Raw genomic sequence first — 16,351 nt, 5'->3', positions numbered from 1 at the left:
TTGTTACGCATACGTTTTCAAGCCTCTTGTTACTGTAATATCTACAGGGTCTTGCGTGTTAGTACCCAAAACCTCCTATTAACCAACATCACAACAAGCATTTTTATTTCGTACGAACATTTGTGAGCAATACATCGAAAATAAAATGAAATAAATGGCACATTATATTTAAGGATATTTGTTCACAAGGCTCATTTCGCTATGGATAAACGGTTTGAAACAGACGTTGTTATCATTGGAGGCGGTGCGACTGGCACCGGAATTATGCGCGACTGCGCATTACGAGGGATTCGTTGCATCCTTTTAGAGCAAGATGACATTGCGTCAGGAACAACTGGACGGAATCATGGACTGCTACATTCTGGCGCTCGTTACGCCGTCACTGATGAGGAGTCGGCCAAGGAGTGTATTCAAGAAAACCGTATACTGAAGTCAATTGCTCGTCATTGTGTGGAAGAAACCTCAGGGCTCTTTATCACCTTACCTGAAGATGATATTGATTTTCAAAACACGTTTATTGGCGCTTGTGACACTGCAGGTATCGACACAAAACGCTTAACAGCGAAACAAGCCCTCTCGCTCGAACCCAATGTTAACCCTAAATTAGTCGGGGCAGTCCAAGTGCCTGATGGGACACTAGATCCTTTCCGTTTATGCGCCTCCAATGTGCTTGACGCCAAAGAACATGGCGCTCGCCTCTTTAATAAAACCAAAGTGTTGTCCTTGATCCGGCATGAAGATACTGTCCTTGGTGTTAATTGCTACAACACGCAGCACAATGAACCTTTTCAAGTGTTTGCCAAACAGGTTGTCAATGCGGCTGGCATTTGGGGCCAAAATATTTGCGAATATGCAGATTTAAAAATAAAAATGTTTCCGGCTAAAGGCTCACTGCTCATACTCGACTATCGCATTAACAACTTGGTCATCAACCGCTGTCGTAAGCCTTCCGATGCTGACATCCTTGTACCTGGCGACACCATTTCCCTTATTGGTACTACTTCTGAACATATCGATTACGAGCAGATTGATGATCTCCATGTCAGTGATAGAGAGGTCGATGTTTTACTTGAAGAAGGGGCAAAACTCGCTCCCATTATGGCTAATACGCGAGTGCTGCGCGCTTACGCAGGCGTTCGACCGCTCGTATCCGTTGATGACGATGGTAGTGGGCGAAACATTAGCCGAGGCATCGTACTCCTCGATCACGAAAAGCGTGATGGCCTCAAAGGCTTTACAACCATCACTGGTGGCAAACTAATGACTTATCGTCTTATGGCCGAATGGACCACTGATTTGTTGGCCGAAAAACTGTCAGTAGATACACCTTGCTCAACCCATACCAAACCCTTACCTGGTTCAAACAAACATAAACTAAAAAGCCGGAAAACAGCCAGTATCGCTAAGCCTGTTTACGAATCTGCGTATTACAGACATGGAGAACGCGTCGCAGAGTTTCTTGGTGAGAGCCTAGATAAACAAACCGTTATTTGTGAATGTGAGATGGTAACAGCGGGTGAAATTGAGTATGCCATTAAACAGCTTAATGTTCATTCTCTGGTCGATTTACGCCGAAGAACTAGGCTTGGTATGGGCCCCTGCCAAGGAGAATTATGCAGTTATCGAGCAGCGCACTTGTTTCATAAATATGCCAATGCTGATGGTTACCAATGTAGTCTACTGCTGAACGAATTTTTAGAAGAGCGATGGAAAGGAATACGACCCATTTTTTGGGGAGATGCACTCAGAGAGGCCGAATTTAGTCACTGGATTTATGAGGGTTTATTTGGTGCCAGCCAGTTAGATAACCATGCCGAAAAGAAGGAGGAAACCCAATGAAATATGATGTCGCAATCATTGGAGGTGGGATTGCAGGTTACTGCGCTGCCCTTAGGTGTTTGGAATCAGGACTTAAAACCGTATTAATCAATCAAGGCCATAGCTCTTTGCACTTCTCTTCTGGCTCCATTGACGTACTGAGTAGTTTACCTAATGGTCAAGCAATCAAAGATCCATTTTCTGGTATTCATCAGCTCAAAGAGCTCTCCCCTGAACATCCTTACAGCAAAATGCGTGTTGAAGAAATACAATCTTCATTGAAATGGTTTCAGACCACATTAGCTAAAGAAGGCGTGTCTCTATCGCACAGTTCAGATCATAACAATCACTGTCGAATTACTCCTCTTGGGACACTAAAATCAACATGGTTATCACAGCCTTTCGTACACCAGTTTCATCATAAAGCCACATTCAAAAGGCTAGTGCTCGTTGCCATCGATGGATTTAGGGACTTTCAGCCACAACTTGCATTCGATAATCTTAGCCAAATCGAAGCATTTCAACATATAGAGAAAAAAATACTGCCTATTCGTATTCCAGGCTTTGAGTCATCACGCCAAAACCCTAATGAACTGCGTTCTATTGATATTTCGAGGGCTCTCAAACAGCCTAAAGCATTCTCCAGCCTAGTCCATCAGCTCAGCGATGGCGCGATAAAAGATGACCTTGTTATTCTCCCTGCCATAATTGGAAATGGCGATGGGCTCACCTTGATGGAACAGCTTCAGCAGCTCACCCAGCTTAATTTTCACGAAGTGCCCACTATGCCTCCTTCTTTACTAGGGATTCGCATTGAAGAAGCTCTTTATAGAGCATTTATCCGTCTTGGTGGTATTCAGCTTAAAGGCGATAAAGCTCTCTCTGCAAAATGGTACCTCAACAAACCATGTATCGAATCAATTCAAACTGCGAATTTAGAAGACTTTCCGCTGGTAGCTAAGCACTACATTCTTGCCTCTGGAAGCTACTTCAGCCATGGATTGGTGGCGAAATCGACTCAAGTTGTGGAACCTGTGTTCAACCTCGACGTTTATTTTCACCAACACCGACGCCAGTGGCGCGCTAAAGCATTTTTGAGTCAGCAACCTCATCCATTTATGCAGTTTGGCGTTGTGACCAACAGTCAATTTAGTCCTTCGAGAAATGGGCAGACGATAAGCAATTTACATTGTTGTGGTTCAGTGTTGTCTCATTATGATCCTATACATGAAGGGTGTGGCGGCGGTGTTGCTATCGCGTCAGCATATAAGGTCGCTGAAAATATTATTCACTCAATGACATCTGAGGAGGCCCGTGTATGACAACAAAATTCGCCACTCACGCACCTCAAATCACTAGCTTTGATCAATGCATTAAATGCACTGTTTGTACGGTTTACTGCCCGGTAGCTAAAGCAAACCCACTTTACCCTGGCCCTAAGCAATCAGGCCCAGATGGAGAGCGATTACGTATAAAAAATGCGGAGTACTACGACGAAGCGCTTAAGCTTTGTACCAATTGCAAGCGATGTGAAACGGCTTGCCCATCAGGTGTCAACATTGGCGACATCATCGCCGTTGCTAGAGGGAAATACGCAAAAAAACGCCTAAGTCCAAAGCTCATTCGGGATTTCGTTTTAAGCCATACCGACCTGTTCGGCACTCTAGCAACACCTGTTGCTCCGTTGGTCAATAAGATCACAGACAACAAGCCCATCAAGACGATCATGCATAAAACCATTGGTGTGCATGACCATAAATCCTTACCTAAATACTCTCACGGTACGTTTCGTCGCTGGTACAAAAAGCAGGCTTCGGAGCAGGATTTATACCCTAAACAAGTTAGTTACTTTCATGGTTGTTACGTCAACTACAACCATCCTCAACTCGGCAAAGACCTCATCACCGTCATGAACACTATGGGGATAGGTGTTCAGTTACTAGAAAAAGAAAAGTGCTGCGGCGTGCCGCTGATTGCAAATGGCTTTCATAACAAAGCTCGCCGTCACGCAGAGTTCAATGTAAAGAACATTGAGGATGCAGCGATAAAACATGACCGAACCGTTATTTCGACCTCCTCAACATGCTCATTCACCCTAAAGCAAGAGTATCCGCATGTATTAGGGGTCGAAAATCACCACATCAACAACCGCATTGATTACGTGATGAAATATCTGCTTAAAGAGTTTATGAACGGCAACACACCATCTATGTTACCGATTAACAAACGCGTGGTATACCATACTCCCTGCCACCTAGAGCGAAGCGGTAATGTGATATTCACTCTAGAGGTGTTGCGCCAGATCCCAGGATTGGATCTGATTGTGTTAGATAGCGAATGCTGTGGACTCGCTGGCACATATGGATTTAAAGAAGAAAATTATTCGGTTTCAATGAAGATAGGACACCACTTGTTTGAATCGATCAAAAACGCAGAAGCAGACTATGCGATTACAGATTGCGAAACCTGTAAGTGGCAGATAGAAGAAAACACGCAGCTAGAAACTATTCACCCCATTTCTTTACTAGCAATGGCAATAAGCCATTAAATGCTCTCGTTTCGAGAGGTCATCGATAATGAAGATGTGCGTTCAGAATAGCTTGTAACTTGCCATTTTTTTTGATGACTTTCAGGCCTTTATTGAAAGTCATCAATCTCTGCCTACTTTCGGAACTTCGCTTAGGTAGCAATAGGTGCAGAGTATTGATAAACAAAGGCGTAGGATGGTAAGCCAAACGTTCCCTTTCTGACTCTAGTCCTTCTTTCTTAAGAACGTAGTTAACGTATGCGATATAAAGCGGTGAAACATCAATAGTGCCCGCGATTAATTTCTTAATATTTTTAGCTTCATCATCAACTCGCTCGACGGAAATTTTTCCACTTTGCTCGGCATTTTCAAATGGTTCACCATAATAGCCACCAACCAAAGCACTCACTTTTAAGCCTTTAAGATCTTCTATACGATTCCAGTCGAATTCTAGCTCTTCTTTGTAAAAGAAGTGTGCGTTTATCTTATAGACAACATCACTGACCAAGAAAAGTTCGTGATACTGTTTATTTAACTCCCATAACGCCGTCGCATCAGCCTTCCCTTGCGCCGCGAAATCAAAGGCTTCTTTCCACGTTGGTAAGTACACATACTTTACTGCAACATTTTGAGTTCTAAATGCAGCTGTTACAATTTGAGCATTGATGCCATCACCAGGCAGCTGTTTAGAGTGATAGGGAGGATATTCCCCCCCCCAACAGCAATGGTGACTGTTTGCGGAAGAAGCGGACAGAGGAATAAAAACAAGGCAGAAATAGGTAAACAATATACCCAAGCCCTTAGATAAAGGCTGAAGTTTATGGAGCATAGACTCTCCGCTAACACTAAGCTAATCAATACAATCCCAATGAAGCGTCATCGAGTTGTATTTAAAAAGACTAGCTTTGGCTTTTGAGTTGCGCGAACTTTTCTCAGTTATTCGAAACGATAAATAGGACTTCTACCCGTCTATTACACGCTTTTCCAGCATTGGTTTTGTTTGAGCAAGCTGGAACATATTCCCCATAGCCTCTTGTGTAGATAGAGTTCATCGCCACATTATGGCTAACCAGCTGTTGCTTCACGGCTTTGGCACGCTTCATAGAAAGTGAATCATTAAATGTTGGTGCACCAGTACTGTCAGCATGACCATCAATGACGATGTCGATGCCAGGTTGTGTTGCAAGATAGCGCCCCATCATATCCAGCCAGTACATTGAATCGGGCTTAACCATCGACGACCCAGTGTTGAACTTGATGGTGTCGGTTAGCTTAACCATGACGTGATTGCCCGGTAGTACTTCGTAGTCAACACCATTCTTCAGCAAGAAGTTCTGCAGATCACTGTAGCTGGTCGTGCGCATTTGCCCCATTGGGCCTTTAACGCCTGACGAAGCCAGTTGAGGGGCATCCCCCCAATTAGGGTATCGAACCTCAAAATCTGTCTTTGGTGCGGTCTCAAGCATGTCTTCCGTTAGGTAACGCATTTCCTTTGACAGATTTCCACAACCTGTCAGAAGCAAGATCAGAGGCAAGGCAAGATATTTCATCGATCCACCATTCGTTCGTTTCCGTTTCGATACATCATTTATATCGGCAAATTTGGGAATACTTTAATGATAATTTAACCCTTTACTGTTCGCCTTCTGACCACTTAACGTTCTGAAATGATTTAATAAGCATTTCACTGCCAGAACTGTTTAGTTAAGGCCTGTGAAAGAGTAAAATCCAGCTATTACAACCTCGCTGAGCATCAAAATGGCCAGTGTCCACAAAGAGTATTATTATGAAAAAAATGATGACCTTATTTGCCATCGTGTTTGTCACTTTGTTGGCAGGCTGTAGCGACCGAGATGTGCCTCAGGAAGGCAAACAATTCCAAACACTCCCTACGGACTTGTCCACTTATCGTTTACCTCAGGTGACCGAAGTTTTCTCATTAAACTGCGGCCACTGTAAAAAAATGGAGTCAGTCCTTCCTCAGCTTGAAGAACTGACTCAACAAAACATTGGCAAGGTTCACGTTACTTTTAATGACAGTGCTAAAATCAGTGCCATGATTTATTACACTGCTGAGATGCAACTTGGGCAAAAGCCTGATCACTCCATGATGAACGAGTTATTTCAAGCCGCACAAATGGGTAACAACGCAACAATGGCAGAGAAAAAACAAGCGATTATTCAAGCGTTTCACTCACGAGGCTTGGTAAGCCCATATGAGCTAAAAGAAGAGAATCAAAACCAATTATTTAAAGCAATGCAGCTTGCAGAAAACCTCACAGAAAAAGGTCAGATAAACTCCGTACCGACCTTTATTATCAATGGTAAATACATGGTTTTGACATCAGGCCATAAAGATGTTCAAGACATCGCTAACACCATCAATTATCTTACTCAACAACCTTAAGTAAATACGGAAAAGACTCATGTCTAAAATTATTATTCCCATTGTCGTTCTGGTTCTAGCAGGCTTTATGATTTACCGCACTTTAGTAACAAGTAAAGCAGGCGAAGAAAACTTCGCAGCCGGGCAAGCCTTCCTTCTAGAAAACGCCAAGAAAGAAGGCGTAGTCACTACTGAGAGCGGGTTGCAGTACTTGGTGCTCAATAAAGGGACAGGCACTGTCCATCCAACCACTAAGAGTAAAGTTAAGGTGCATTATCACGGCACATTGATTGACGGTACTGTTTTTGATAGCTCAGTTGAGCGTGGTGAGCCGATTTCATTCGCTTTGAAACAAGTGATTAAAGGCTGGCAAGAAGGCCTGACTCATATGGTAGAAGGCGACAAGTTCCGCTTGTTTATTCCAAGTCCCTTGGCGTATGGCAAGAACGGTACCGGTCCTATTCCACCAGCATCAACTTTAATCTTTGATGTGGAACTTTTAGAAATCCAATAACAGCAAGGCCAATCATTCAATGATTGGCCTTTCTTCTATACAAGTTCTTTTGACTCTCGGCGCAAATGTTTCTTTAGATGACGCTGGATAAAGTTAACGTCTGCTTTATAAAAGTCATGGGTTGGAATATCTTCAATCGACATCCAGTAAAATGTTTGCTGTCTGCCTTTGTCGTGTGCGACTGGTACTGCTGACTCGTTAGCATGCAACACGACGTAGTAAATTCTCCCACCATATTCATTAATATCGCTATAAGTCGCTAAATGTGAGAGGCCACTTAGGTGAGTTTCTTCATAGAGCTCTCGGATAGCGGCGTCTGTTCCTGGTTCGTTTTCATTGGCTTCACCTCCCGGAAATTCCATCACCATACCTTGCTCTGCACGGTAACGTTCTTGAATCAGAACTTTGCCGTTTCTGATAACAACGGCCATCGCTAAATGCTTCATTTGGGGCTCCTTGGATTAAGCTGACTGTATCGGTACTTCCAACCTAGGCGTATTGTGTTTTTTAAATTAGAAATGCCTGCCACCGATACGGAATGTTAAGAACCCGCGCAGAGTAACTGAATATGCAATTAAGTTCTCTCACTGTGTTCAAAAATCTCAATGTAAAACAATAAAAAACGGCACCTTAAATGGTGCCGTTCTTGCTTTGCTACTTCTTTACTTATGCTTTTTCTGCACAAACTTTTTGCTGACATCGACCACTGCGACATCTTTAAAAAAGCTACGTCCAAGCAACAATGGAAACTTGAGGTGCGTTCTATCAGCAAGCGTGAATTCGGTTTTCTCCTTTAGATCCCCGATTTGAATCCAAGATTCAACGACAGCGCGACGTTCAGACTCTTCTGCAGTCGACTGGCGAATTTTCACCCAGCGCTGGACAGGCAAAGCAATCTCTTTACTCTTGATGCCATCATGTTCAATCTTGAACTTAACCCAATCTTTTCCATCACGTTCAAATTCAACGACATCCGTAGCACTGATCGAGGAGGTGGTTGCACCTGTATCAATTCGTGCTTTAAAACTTTCTTCTAGCCCAGGAACATACACCCATTCTTGTTCACCCATTATCAGCTTCCCATCAGGCGTCTTTCTTGCCTGTGGTTTTGGCTTAGGTTTCTCTTCCGGTTTTGTTTCTTTTTCTGGCTCTACTTTAGGCTCTTCAACTTGTGGTTTTTGCTCTGACTCTACTGGCTGTTGACCTGTTGTAGAACATGCCATCAAACCACCACTAAGCATAATCGGAATTAAAGCTTTCCACGGTTTGTTCATTCGATCACCTAACTAATAACAAGACACGACTGCTTTTAAAAAGGCCCACATGATGTGAGCCTTAAAGCAAAATTTAAGACACTTTAACTATCGCATCGGCTACGTAAGGAATATCTTTTTCTGTTAGTCCTGCGATGTTAATTCGACCGTCACCGACACCATAAATACCATACTCTTCACGGAGTTGCGTCATTTGGTCTTGAGTAAATCCTAGCACAGTAAACATGCCTTTGTGGCTTTCAATGAAATCGAACTGTGAAGTGTTATGGGTATTTCTCAGTTCATTACATAAAGTTTGACGGAGGTTGAGCAAGCGCTGCTGCATTTCACTCAACTCTTGCTTCCAAACATGTGTTAAGTTTTCATTTTGAAGAATAGTCTTAACCAACGCAGCACCGTGATCTGGTGGCATAGTGTAAGTCGCACGAGCCAACGTCAGTAACTTACCTTTTGCGTTATTGACATCTTGTACAGACTTACCAACGACAATGGCCGCACCTGTGCGTTCGCGATATAGGCCAAAGTTTTTTGAACACGACGTCGTTATCAGCATCTCTTCAACGTTATCAGCCATAAAGCGTAAGCCTTTGGCATCTTCTTCTAAACCATCGCCAAACCCTTGGTACGCGATATCCACAAACGGAATAAAACCATTCTTCTGAGAAAGTTCCGTAATGGCTTGCCATGCTGAGAAATCAATATCGGCGCCCGTTGGGTTATGGCAACACCCGTGAAGAAGTACCACATCTTTCGGCCCTGCCTGCGATAACTCTTCCAACATGCGACCTGTGTCGACTTGCTTAGTCTCTGGGCTGAAATAAGAGTAGTGTTTAACTTTTAACCCTGCAGCTTCCATGACTGGTCGATGGTTAACATAGCTTGGGTTCGAAATCCAAACCGTAGTTTCTGGCTGAGCAACTTTCATTAAGTCACCCAACATACGCAAGGCGCCACTTGCCCCCGGCGTCTGGATCGCTGCAACCCGGTCCATTGCAGAGGTGCCCGATAGTAGTAAATCAACCATGCTCTGGTTGAACTCTTCACAGCCAGCTAACCCGACATAAGATTTCGTCTTTTGTGTTTCAACAACAATATCTTGCGCTTGCAAAATAGCTTTCATGACCGGGGTTTCACCGGCGCTATTTTTATAGACGCCAATACCCAAGTCCACTTTGTCAGGACGAGGATCGTTTCGGTATGCAACGGATAAAGAAAGGATAGGATCCAATGTAGGTGTTGGTAAATTAGAGAACATGAAAGTCATAACCCTTTGAAATTCAAGTAACGGTGTTCAACTTATCATTGAATCCTTTAATTCAGAAATAAAATTTTAGCAGCTAAGAGCAAAACAGGATAAAAACCTGCACCAGTTAACATAATTGCAACACAAAGTAGTAGTTCAGAATAAAACGCTATCGCTAAAGTTAGATTTTGAACCTGTGTATGATTTGATTGGAACTCCCCCTCCACTCCAGCTTGAGATCTTTTTTCTCTTGCTCAAATTTTCCGTCAATAAGTACATCGAGTAATTCAACTACCTCGCTTTGTTCTGACGTCAATTCTGCCAGTGTGTAGCCGGTCCACATCCAGATGTCTTTATCAGGGCACTCTTTACGCACACGCTTTACTAGCTTGAGGACATCCGCTACGTTTGCAGGATGAAGTGGATCTCCGCCAGACAAAGACAAACCACGTCGTTTTATACGGGTATCTTTTAAATCCAGAAGGATCTGGTCTTCTGCTTCTTGGGTAAACAACGCGCCAGAATCAAGGCGCTGCGTGGATTGATTGTAACAACCACGGCATTGATGCACACACCCCGAGACAAACAGAGTACAGCGAGTACCAGGTCCGTTTACAACATCAACTGGATAATATTGGTGATAATTCATGATGCCATTCGACTCCATACAATCTCAGTACTGGCATTGAGAAAAGGACGAAGGTTTCGCCCTATTCACTAACCAAAAATGTTACAGATGTTTCACCCGACGTTTGACTTCTTCTTGTTTACCGAAATTAAACGGCCTTGCATCGGGGCTTCCCAAATATCCACAAACACGTCGGGTTACCGAAACTTTAGTCGAGTCATGATTCCCGCAGCTTGGGCAGGTAAAGCCCTTACTGGTGCAGTCGAATTCTCCGTTATAACCACATTCATAACATTCATCGATGGGCGTATTGGTTCCATAGTAAGGAACGCGGCTATAGCTATAGTCCCACACATTTTCTACCGCTTCTATATTGCGCTGCATGTTCGGAAACTCACCGTAGCAAATGAATCCACCGCTTGAGATCTCAGGGTAAGGCATTTCAAAGTCGATCTTGTCATATGGGTTAACCTTTTTCTCAACATCTAAATGGAAGCTATTGGTGTAGTACCCTTTTTCAGTGACTCCCTCAAGCACACCAAATTCCTTGGTATCGATACGGCAGAATCGGCTGCACAGATTCTCACTTGGCGTGCCATATAAGCTATAACCATAACCCGACTCTTCAGCCCATTGATTCACCGTTGTTTTTAGGTGCTTAATAATATTCAGTGCTTTTTCACGTAGCTCTGAGCTATCGTACACATGCTCATTATTACCATAGAGTGCGTTGATGGTTTCATGGATACCAATATAACCAAGAGAAATAGATGCTCGACCATGCTTAAAAATGTTGGCGATAGGTTCATCAGCTTTAAGTCGAACTCCGCATGCTCCTTCCATGTATAGAATAGGCGCCACACGCGCTTTGACATTTTCGAGTCTTGAGATACGAGTCTCAAGCGCTCGACGTGACAGCACCAGTTTTTCATTCAAGATCTCATAGAACTTCGCTTCGCAGCCTTCAGATTGAATGGCAATTCGCGGTAAGTTCAAGCTAACCACACCTAAATTATTGCGCCCTTCATGGATGAGTTCTCCCTCTTCTCGGTAGGTACCCAAAAAGCTACGACAACCCATTGGCGTCTTAAATGAACCCGTGACTTCTACCACTTTTTCGTAATTAAGAATATCTGGATACATGCGCTTTGAAGCACATTCTAGTGCGAGTTTCTTAATATCGTAGTTAGGATCAGCCTCTTTGTGGTTAAGTCCGTCTTTGATGCCAAAAACCAGTTTAGGGAACACCGCAGTTTTCCGGTTTTTACCTAAACCAGCAATACGATTTTTCAAGATAGACTGCTGAATTAAGCGTGAAGCCCAACTAGTGCCAAGCCCAAAGCCGAAAGTGACAAAGGGAGTTTGTCCGTTTGCGGTGTGAAGCGTGTTGACTTCATATTCTAAAGACTGAAAAGCGTCATAACACTCTTTTTCCGTTCGAGCACGTGCAAATGCCTCCGGTTCATGAATGTCCCAATCTTTAGCTATCTCAAGGTGTTTAGCGTAACTTGCCATCACGTAAGGTTCTAAGACTTCGTCAATCCGATTGATTGTCGTTCCGCCATAGATATGGCTGGCCACTTGAGCAATGATTTGTGCGGTGACTGCGGTCGCTGTCGAAATAGATTTTGGCGTATCTATTTCGGCATTCCCCATTTTAAAACCATGTGTCAACATGCCTTTTAGGTCGATCAACATACAGTTAAACATAGGGAAGAACGGTGCGTAATCTAAATCATGGTAGTGAATATCGCCTTGTTCATGGGCTTGAACAATATCGCGAGGCAGAATGTGAGTTTTAGCATAATGCTTAGCAACAATACCCGCTAATAAGTCACGTTGAGTTGGAATTACCTTGCCATCTTTATTTGCGTTCTCGTTAATAAGATCGACATTACTTTCCTCAATAAGGCCTTCAATTTCCCGTGTTAATGTACTCTGCTTTTCTCGCGCTATGTCACGGTCATGTCGATATTCAATATATGACCGCGCCAGTGATTTGTAAGGACCTTGCATCAACTCGTTTTCTACTAAGGTTTGAATCTCAGTAATATGAACTTCATCGTGATCTCTTAGCTTCAGCTCCACCGCTAACGCGACATTGAGCGCGTAAATAGCGATCTCTTTATCGACATGCTCTGCCGCTGCTTCAACAGCAGCTTGAATGCGATCCCTGCTAAACGGAGCTCTAGAGCCGTCACGTTTGATTACGATTGGTTTCACCTTCTCTCCTTACCCTTTAAATACTCACAGAGTTATCCATAAATACACTATATAGGGTTAATTTTTACTCTACCAGCACAATATATTGTGGCGTATTTAACGAGATGAGCTCATGGTATGTATTGATTTCGATCAATAAAATTGGGCCCTAGATTAAGATCAAATCGATCTTAGTGGCAGTGATCTCAGCTTGAAAGAAATGTATGAAAAAAGTGATTTTCACTCGATTTTCACTTGCTTTTTCTTGAGTGCTTATAGAATAAAGGCTGTCAATAAACACAAATTATATAGAGTATGACAAACACTAAACTTATATCGATTCTGGCGCTTCTGTTGATAACTGTCTTCAAATCAATTTATTCCGCCACTACCAACCAGTGAGGATTTTACGGTACTTGCATAGCCCTTTTCGACTTCATTCGCGTTGAATGGCCATGTTATTAATAGGTACTCGGATGTGTTTTGCCATCAGTGAACCCGTCATCATTGCGATAATGAAGATGAACATATCGAGGTTACCAAATGATAGGCTTGTGATAGCAGGTCCAGGGCAGATGCCTGCGAGTCCCCAGCCAGTACCAAATAGTATTGAGCCCGAGACTAATCTTCTATCAACCTTCTGGTTCCTTACTAAATAGAACGGCTCCCCCAGCAACGCATGTCTCCGAGTCTTGATTACAAAATGGTAAATAGGGGTAAATACGGCTAGCGCACCTCCCATTACAAACGCTAAGCTGGGATTCCAATCCCCCATGACATTTAAAAAACCAATAACACTTTCTGGATTAGTCATCCCAGACAACGCCATGCCAATACCAAACATTATCCCACTGGCTAGTGCAACGAATTGTTCTGATATTTGTGCTGGCGTTTGAAGCTTAAGCTGTGACATGTTATCCCACCTTAGCGAACATAAACCGTCACAGCCGCAGTGAACATGAAGATCAGCGTGGCCACAACGGAGCGTAGAGAAAATCGGCCGATACCACAGATACCATGACCACTGGTACATCCATTAGCAATACGCGTACCTAAGCCAACAAGCAAACCTGCTACGACCAAATGAGGCGTTGATATAGAGTCGGTGCTAGGTACTTGTATCTCTAAAAAACTCACACAGAGTGCACCTCCACTTACCATTCCTGACAAAAACAAGATACGCCACAAAAAGTCATGCCGATTAGGCGTAAAAACGCCATTTACAATCCCACTTATTCCTGCGGTCTTAGCGTTAAATAACAACAAAATCGCAGCTGACAGACCAAGAAGAGTACCACCTATTAAAGAATGCCATGGAAAGGTTTCACTCATCATGACCTCCTACAAAACACATCGTGAAAAGATTCAATTAACGTTTCAATTCTAGGGTCCGCTAAAGAATAAAAAACTTGCTGCGAGACTTTGCGGGCCTGAATCATCTTGTGATTACGCAATACCGTAAGATGCTGAGAAAACGCAGATTGGCTAAGTAAAGCGTTCTTCTGTAGCTCTCCTGCCCCCATTTCGCCCTGCGTCAGTTGGCACAAAATCATCAAACGAACAGGGTGAGCCATAACCTTCAGCATATCTGAAGCCTCAGTCGCCCTTTCCCTCATTTCTGAAATATCAATCGTGTTTGAACCCATAGCTTATAAATTAGCATTTACTAAATTAATGAAAATTATCACTCACCCACAAACATTAGTCAATGCTAATTTAGATATTCTTGTTGCACCAACCTCTTTGCCTAGTAACTTAGGCCATCACGTTAGTCCGTAAGACAAAAAGCCCACCAGTGCCACATTCCACTATCAACAATTCAATCAACTGTTATAGAAATTAAATATTTCTTTCACAATTCCTCCGTAGTATCAGCGCGTTAAATCATGGAGGAACCATTTTGTTTACTGTTCATAAATTGACTAGTTTGGCTGCTTGTACTGCTATTGCTCTAGCGGGTTGCACTTCTCTAGAAACAACTAAATTGACCGCAGAGTGCCAAGTTACCGCCAAGCCTGAGAGCTCAGAGTCTTCTATCACCGGGTTAACATTACTCGGGACCTATGTCGCCGATAGTGAGTTTGACACTTCGGCAGCAGAAATCGTTGCTTATGACGAATGTAGCGATCAATTGTTTGTGGTGAATGCCCAAGCCAAGCGGGTCGATGTCATGACTTTAGATGCACAAAATCGTCCTACTAAAACTGCGCATATTGACTTATCCACCGCGGGTGAAATGGCCAACATCAAGATTGGCGCCGCCAATAGTGTTTCTGTTCACAATGGCTTAGTCGCAGTCGCCATTGAAAACCAAGTGAAGCAAGAAAATGGCTTGATTGCGTTGTACCATGCAGACACATTAGAACTGATTAAGACCTATCAAACCGGTGCACTGCCAGATATGGTGTCTTTTTCTAAAGATGGTCGTTACATAGCAACGGCTAACGAAGGCGAGCCAAATTCTGACTACAGCATCGACCCTGAAGGCAGTATCACATTAGTCGACCTCGCATCAGGTATTGAGCAAGCCGAAGTCAAACAGATCTCATTCAAAGCGTTCAACCAAGGCGAATCACGACATGATGAGCTAATGGAAACCATCAGAATATCAGCTCCAGGGGCGACCGTTGCACAAGATTTAGAGCCAGAATACCTGACTTTCGCAGATGACGGCTATTTGTACGTTGCGCTTCAGGAAAACAATGCGCTGGCTAAAATTGATATTCACAAGGCTTCCGTTGACTCTATCTACGGCTTAGGTGGGAAAAGCTGGGAAACAAAAGCTCTAGATGCTTCTAATAAAGATAAAAAGCTGGGCAACCTAAACTCTTACCCTCAACTTGAAGGGCTTTACATGCCTGATTCTATCGCTAGTTTTCAAGTAGAGGGAGAAACCTACATCGCAACAGCCAACGAAGGTGATGGTCGAGAGTATGGTTTTAAAACCACTCAAGCGGTCTGCGATAGCAAAGGTTTTGAATGGGACGAAGATGACTTCACGGACTCGAGCCAATACAGAACTGAAAAAGGCTTCTGTATCGTATACAGCGATGAGCTGCGTGGTAAAGACCTAAACGTCAACACATCACATCCACTAAAAAGCCAACTCAGTGACAAAAACCAACTTGCCCGTCTGAAAGTTGTAAAGCCGAATGGCGATTTAGCACAAGATGATGTGGTTTATAGTTTTGGTAGCCGCTCTTTTTCACTGTGGAATGCAAACGGTGAACTCGTATTTGACAGTGGCGATGAGTTTGCTGATATCGTCAATACACTTGATCCACAACACCTGAACAGCAGCAACGACAGCAATGAAACAGCTGATGACCGCAGTGATGATAAAGGAGTTGAGCCAGAGGCCATTGAAGTTGCATCAATTAATGGTCGGCAGTATGCGTTTATCGGGTTGGAAAGGCAAGGTGGCATTATGGTTTACGATGTGAGCACACCAACTTCACCGATGTTCATCAACTACATAAACAATCGCAACTTCTCCGAGCCAGTTTGTACTCAAGTTTCGGATGGCGAGTGTAGTAATGATACATATAACCCAGAAGCAGGTGATTTAGGTCCCGAATCGATTCGTTATTTTGCTCGACATGGTCAGCACCTCCTCGCAGTGGGTAACGAAGTCAGCGGAACTACATCGATTTACCGCATAGAACTTTAACTGCCTAGATCACATTACTGGGCTCAGTTTCCCTCTGTAATGTTCATGCTCTATATTGTAAAAAGCGCCTTATGGCGCTTTTTTGTTGA

General features: G+C 43.4%; 16 protein-coding genes. 6 read left to right on the top strand and 10 right to left on the bottom strand.

Annotated features, from left to right (window positions below):
• Nucleotides 1–201 precede the first annotated feature (201 nt).
• Genes glpA through glpC form a run of 3 tightly spaced genes read left to right on the top strand, consistent with a single transcriptional unit; the run spans nucleotide 202 to nucleotide 4,366 of the window.
• Nucleotides 202–1,839, top strand: coding sequence for an anaerobic glycerol-3-phosphate dehydrogenase subunit A (glpA, locus tag L1D23_RS02200; protein ID WP_239863975.1), 1,638 nt, complete (start codon nucleotides 202–204; stop codon nucleotides 1,837–1,839).
• Complete coding sequence (gene glpB, locus L1D23_RS02195) at nucleotides 1,836–3,140, top strand: glycerol-3-phosphate dehydrogenase subunit GlpB (protein ID WP_239863974.1); 1,305 nt, start codon at nucleotides 1,836–1,838, stop codon at nucleotides 3,138–3,140. The genes glpA and glpB overlap by 4 nt, the downstream gene beginning before the upstream one ends.
• Entirely contained in the window at nucleotides 3,137–4,366 is a 1,230-nt protein-coding gene (glpC, locus tag L1D23_RS02190; RefSeq protein WP_239863973.1) for an anaerobic glycerol-3-phosphate dehydrogenase subunit GlpC, read from the top strand. The genes glpB and glpC overlap by 4 nt, the downstream gene beginning before the upstream one ends.
• A 19-nt stretch (nucleotides 4,367–4,385) precedes the next feature.
• Here the strand turns inward: glpC and L1D23_RS02185 are convergent, their stop codons facing one another.
• The gene (locus tag L1D23_RS02185) at nucleotides 4,386–5,174 is read right to left on the bottom strand and encodes a transporter substrate-binding domain-containing protein (RefSeq protein WP_239863972.1); all 789 of its coding nucleotides are present in this window, start codon (nucleotides 5,172–5,174) and stop codon (nucleotides 4,386–4,388) included.
• 103 nt (nucleotides 5,175–5,277) lie between these two features.
• A complete protein-coding gene (locus L1D23_RS02180; RefSeq protein ID WP_239863971.1) occupies nucleotides 5,278–5,895 on the bottom strand; it encodes an OmpA family protein in 618 nt (205 codons plus the stop codon).
• A gap of 236 nt (nucleotides 5,896–6,131) precedes the next feature.
• Here L1D23_RS02180 and L1D23_RS02175 point away from each other — a divergent pair, with 236 nt between their 5' ends.
• Nucleotides 6,132–6,752, top strand: coding sequence for a thiol:disulfide interchange protein DsbA/DsbL (locus L1D23_RS02175; protein ID WP_239863970.1), 621 nt, complete (start codon nucleotides 6,132–6,134; stop codon nucleotides 6,750–6,752).
• Between the two features lie 19 nt (nucleotides 6,753–6,771).
• Nucleotides 6,772–7,245, top strand: coding sequence for an FKBP-type peptidyl-prolyl cis-trans isomerase (locus L1D23_RS02170; protein ID WP_239863969.1), 474 nt, complete (start codon nucleotides 6,772–6,774; stop codon nucleotides 7,243–7,245).
• A gap of 35 nt (nucleotides 7,246–7,280) precedes the next feature.
• On the opposite strand, the gene L1D23_RS02165 is transcribed toward L1D23_RS02170, so the two are convergent.
• The 8 genes from L1D23_RS02165 to L1D23_RS02130 all read right to left on the bottom strand — a co-directional run bounded on the left by L1D23_RS02165 (nucleotide 7,281) and on the right by L1D23_RS02130 (nucleotide 14,238).
• A complete protein-coding gene (locus L1D23_RS02165) occupies nucleotides 7,281–7,691 on the bottom strand; it encodes an NUDIX hydrolase (protein WP_239863967.1) in 411 nt (136 codons plus the stop codon).
• A gap of 216 nt (nucleotides 7,692–7,907) precedes the next feature.
• Nucleotides 7,908–8,519, bottom strand: a complete 612-nt coding sequence (locus L1D23_RS02160) for an ATP-dependent zinc protease (protein ID WP_239863966.1) — start codon at nucleotides 8,517–8,519, stop codon at nucleotides 7,908–7,910.
• A gap of 73 nt (nucleotides 8,520–8,592) precedes the next feature.
• Nucleotides 8,593–9,774 carry an amino acid aminotransferase gene (locus L1D23_RS02155; protein WP_239835212.1) on the bottom strand — a complete coding sequence of 394 codons (1,182 nt, stop codon included), beginning with the start codon at nucleotides 9,772–9,774 and terminating at the stop codon, nucleotides 8,593–8,595.
• A gap of 169 nt (nucleotides 9,775–9,943) precedes the next feature.
• On the bottom strand, nucleotides 9,944–10,411 hold the full coding sequence (nrdG, locus tag L1D23_RS02150; protein WP_239863965.1) for an anaerobic ribonucleoside-triphosphate reductase-activating protein: 468 nt from the start codon (nucleotides 10,409–10,411) through the stop codon (nucleotides 9,944–9,946).
• Nucleotides 10,412–10,492: 81 nt separating this feature from the next.
• Nucleotides 10,493–12,613: an anaerobic ribonucleoside-triphosphate reductase gene (gene nrdD, locus L1D23_RS02145; RefSeq protein ID WP_239863964.1), complete on the bottom strand. Its 2,121-nt coding sequence runs from the start codon at nucleotides 12,611–12,613 to the stop codon at nucleotides 10,493–10,495.
• A gap of 415 nt (nucleotides 12,614–13,028) precedes the next feature.
• The gene (locus L1D23_RS02140) at nucleotides 13,029–13,505 is read right to left on the bottom strand and encodes a YeeE/YedE family protein (RefSeq protein ID WP_239863963.1); all 477 of its coding nucleotides are present in this window, start codon (nucleotides 13,503–13,505) and stop codon (nucleotides 13,029–13,031) included.
• 11 nt (nucleotides 13,506–13,516) lie between these two features.
• Nucleotides 13,517–13,924, bottom strand: a complete 408-nt coding sequence (locus L1D23_RS02135) for a YeeE/YedE family protein (RefSeq protein WP_239865357.1) — start codon at nucleotides 13,922–13,924, stop codon at nucleotides 13,517–13,519.
• Nucleotides 13,924–14,238, bottom strand: a complete 315-nt coding sequence (locus L1D23_RS02130; RefSeq protein WP_239863962.1) for a metalloregulator ArsR/SmtB family transcription factor — start codon at nucleotides 14,236–14,238, stop codon at nucleotides 13,924–13,926. Before L1D23_RS02130 ends, L1D23_RS02135 begins: the two co-directional genes overlap by 1 nt.
• Nucleotides 14,239–14,537: 299 nt before the next feature.
• Between L1D23_RS02130 and L1D23_RS02125 the strand changes: the two genes are divergently transcribed.
• Nucleotides 14,538–16,262: a choice-of-anchor I family protein gene (locus tag L1D23_RS02125; RefSeq protein ID WP_239865355.1), complete on the top strand. Its 1,725-nt coding sequence runs from the start codon at nucleotides 14,538–14,540 to the stop codon at nucleotides 16,260–16,262.
• Nucleotides 16,263–16,351: the final 89 nt, after the last annotated feature.

Origin of the sequence: Vibrio sp. Isolate24 (assembly GCF_022398215.1) — a bacterium.
Lineage (GTDB): Bacteria > Pseudomonadota > Gammaproteobacteria > Enterobacterales > Vibrionaceae > Vibrio > Vibrio coralliilyticus_A.
This window is presented reverse-complemented; position numbering and strand designations above follow the sequence as displayed.

Excerpts from the sequence above, each read along its gene's own strand:
- glpA (WP_239863975.1), top strand. The coding sequence starts at position 202 with ATGGATAAACGGTTTGAAACAGACGTTGTTATCATTGGAGGCGGTGCG.
- glpB (WP_239863974.1), top strand. The coding sequence starts at position 1,836 with ATGAAATATGATGTCGCAATCATTGGAGGTGGGATTGCAGGTTACTGC.
- glpC (WP_239863973.1), top strand. The coding sequence starts at position 3,137 with ATGACAACAAAATTCGCCACTCACGCACCTCAAATCACTAGCTTTGAT.
- L1D23_RS02185 (WP_239863972.1), bottom strand. The coding sequence starts at position 5,174 with ATGCTCCATAAACTTCAGCCTTTATCTAAGGGCTTGGGTATATTGTTT.
- L1D23_RS02180 (WP_239863971.1), bottom strand. The coding sequence starts at position 5,895 with ATGAAATATCTTGCCTTGCCTCTGATCTTGCTTCTGACAGGTTGTGGA.
- L1D23_RS02175 (WP_239863970.1), top strand. The coding sequence starts at position 6,132 with ATGAAAAAAATGATGACCTTATTTGCCATCGTGTTTGTCACTTTGTTG.
- L1D23_RS02170 (WP_239863969.1), top strand. The coding sequence starts at position 6,772 with ATGTCTAAAATTATTATTCCCATTGTCGTTCTGGTTCTAGCAGGCTTT.
- L1D23_RS02165 (WP_239863967.1), bottom strand. The coding sequence starts at position 7,691 with ATGAAGCATTTAGCGATGGCCGTTGTTATCAGAAACGGCAAAGTTCTG.
- L1D23_RS02160 (WP_239863966.1), bottom strand. The coding sequence starts at position 8,519 with ATGAACAAACCGTGGAAAGCTTTAATTCCGATTATGCTTAGTGGTGGT.
- L1D23_RS02155 (WP_239835212.1), bottom strand. The coding sequence starts at position 9,774 with ATGTTCTCTAATTTACCAACACCTACATTGGATCCTATCCTTTCTTTA.
- nrdG (WP_239863965.1), bottom strand. The coding sequence starts at position 10,411 with ATGAATTATCACCAATATTATCCAGTTGATGTTGTAAACGGACCTGGT.
- L1D23_RS02140 (WP_239863963.1), bottom strand. The coding sequence starts at position 13,505 with ATGTCACAGCTTAAGCTTCAAACGCCAGCACAAATATCAGAACAATTC.
- L1D23_RS02135 (WP_239865357.1), bottom strand. The coding sequence starts at position 13,924 with ATGAGTGAAACCTTTCCATGGCATTCTTTAATAGGTGGTACTCTTCTT.
- L1D23_RS02130 (WP_239863962.1), bottom strand. The coding sequence starts at position 14,238 with ATGGGTTCAAACACGATTGATATTTCAGAAATGAGGGAAAGGGCGACT.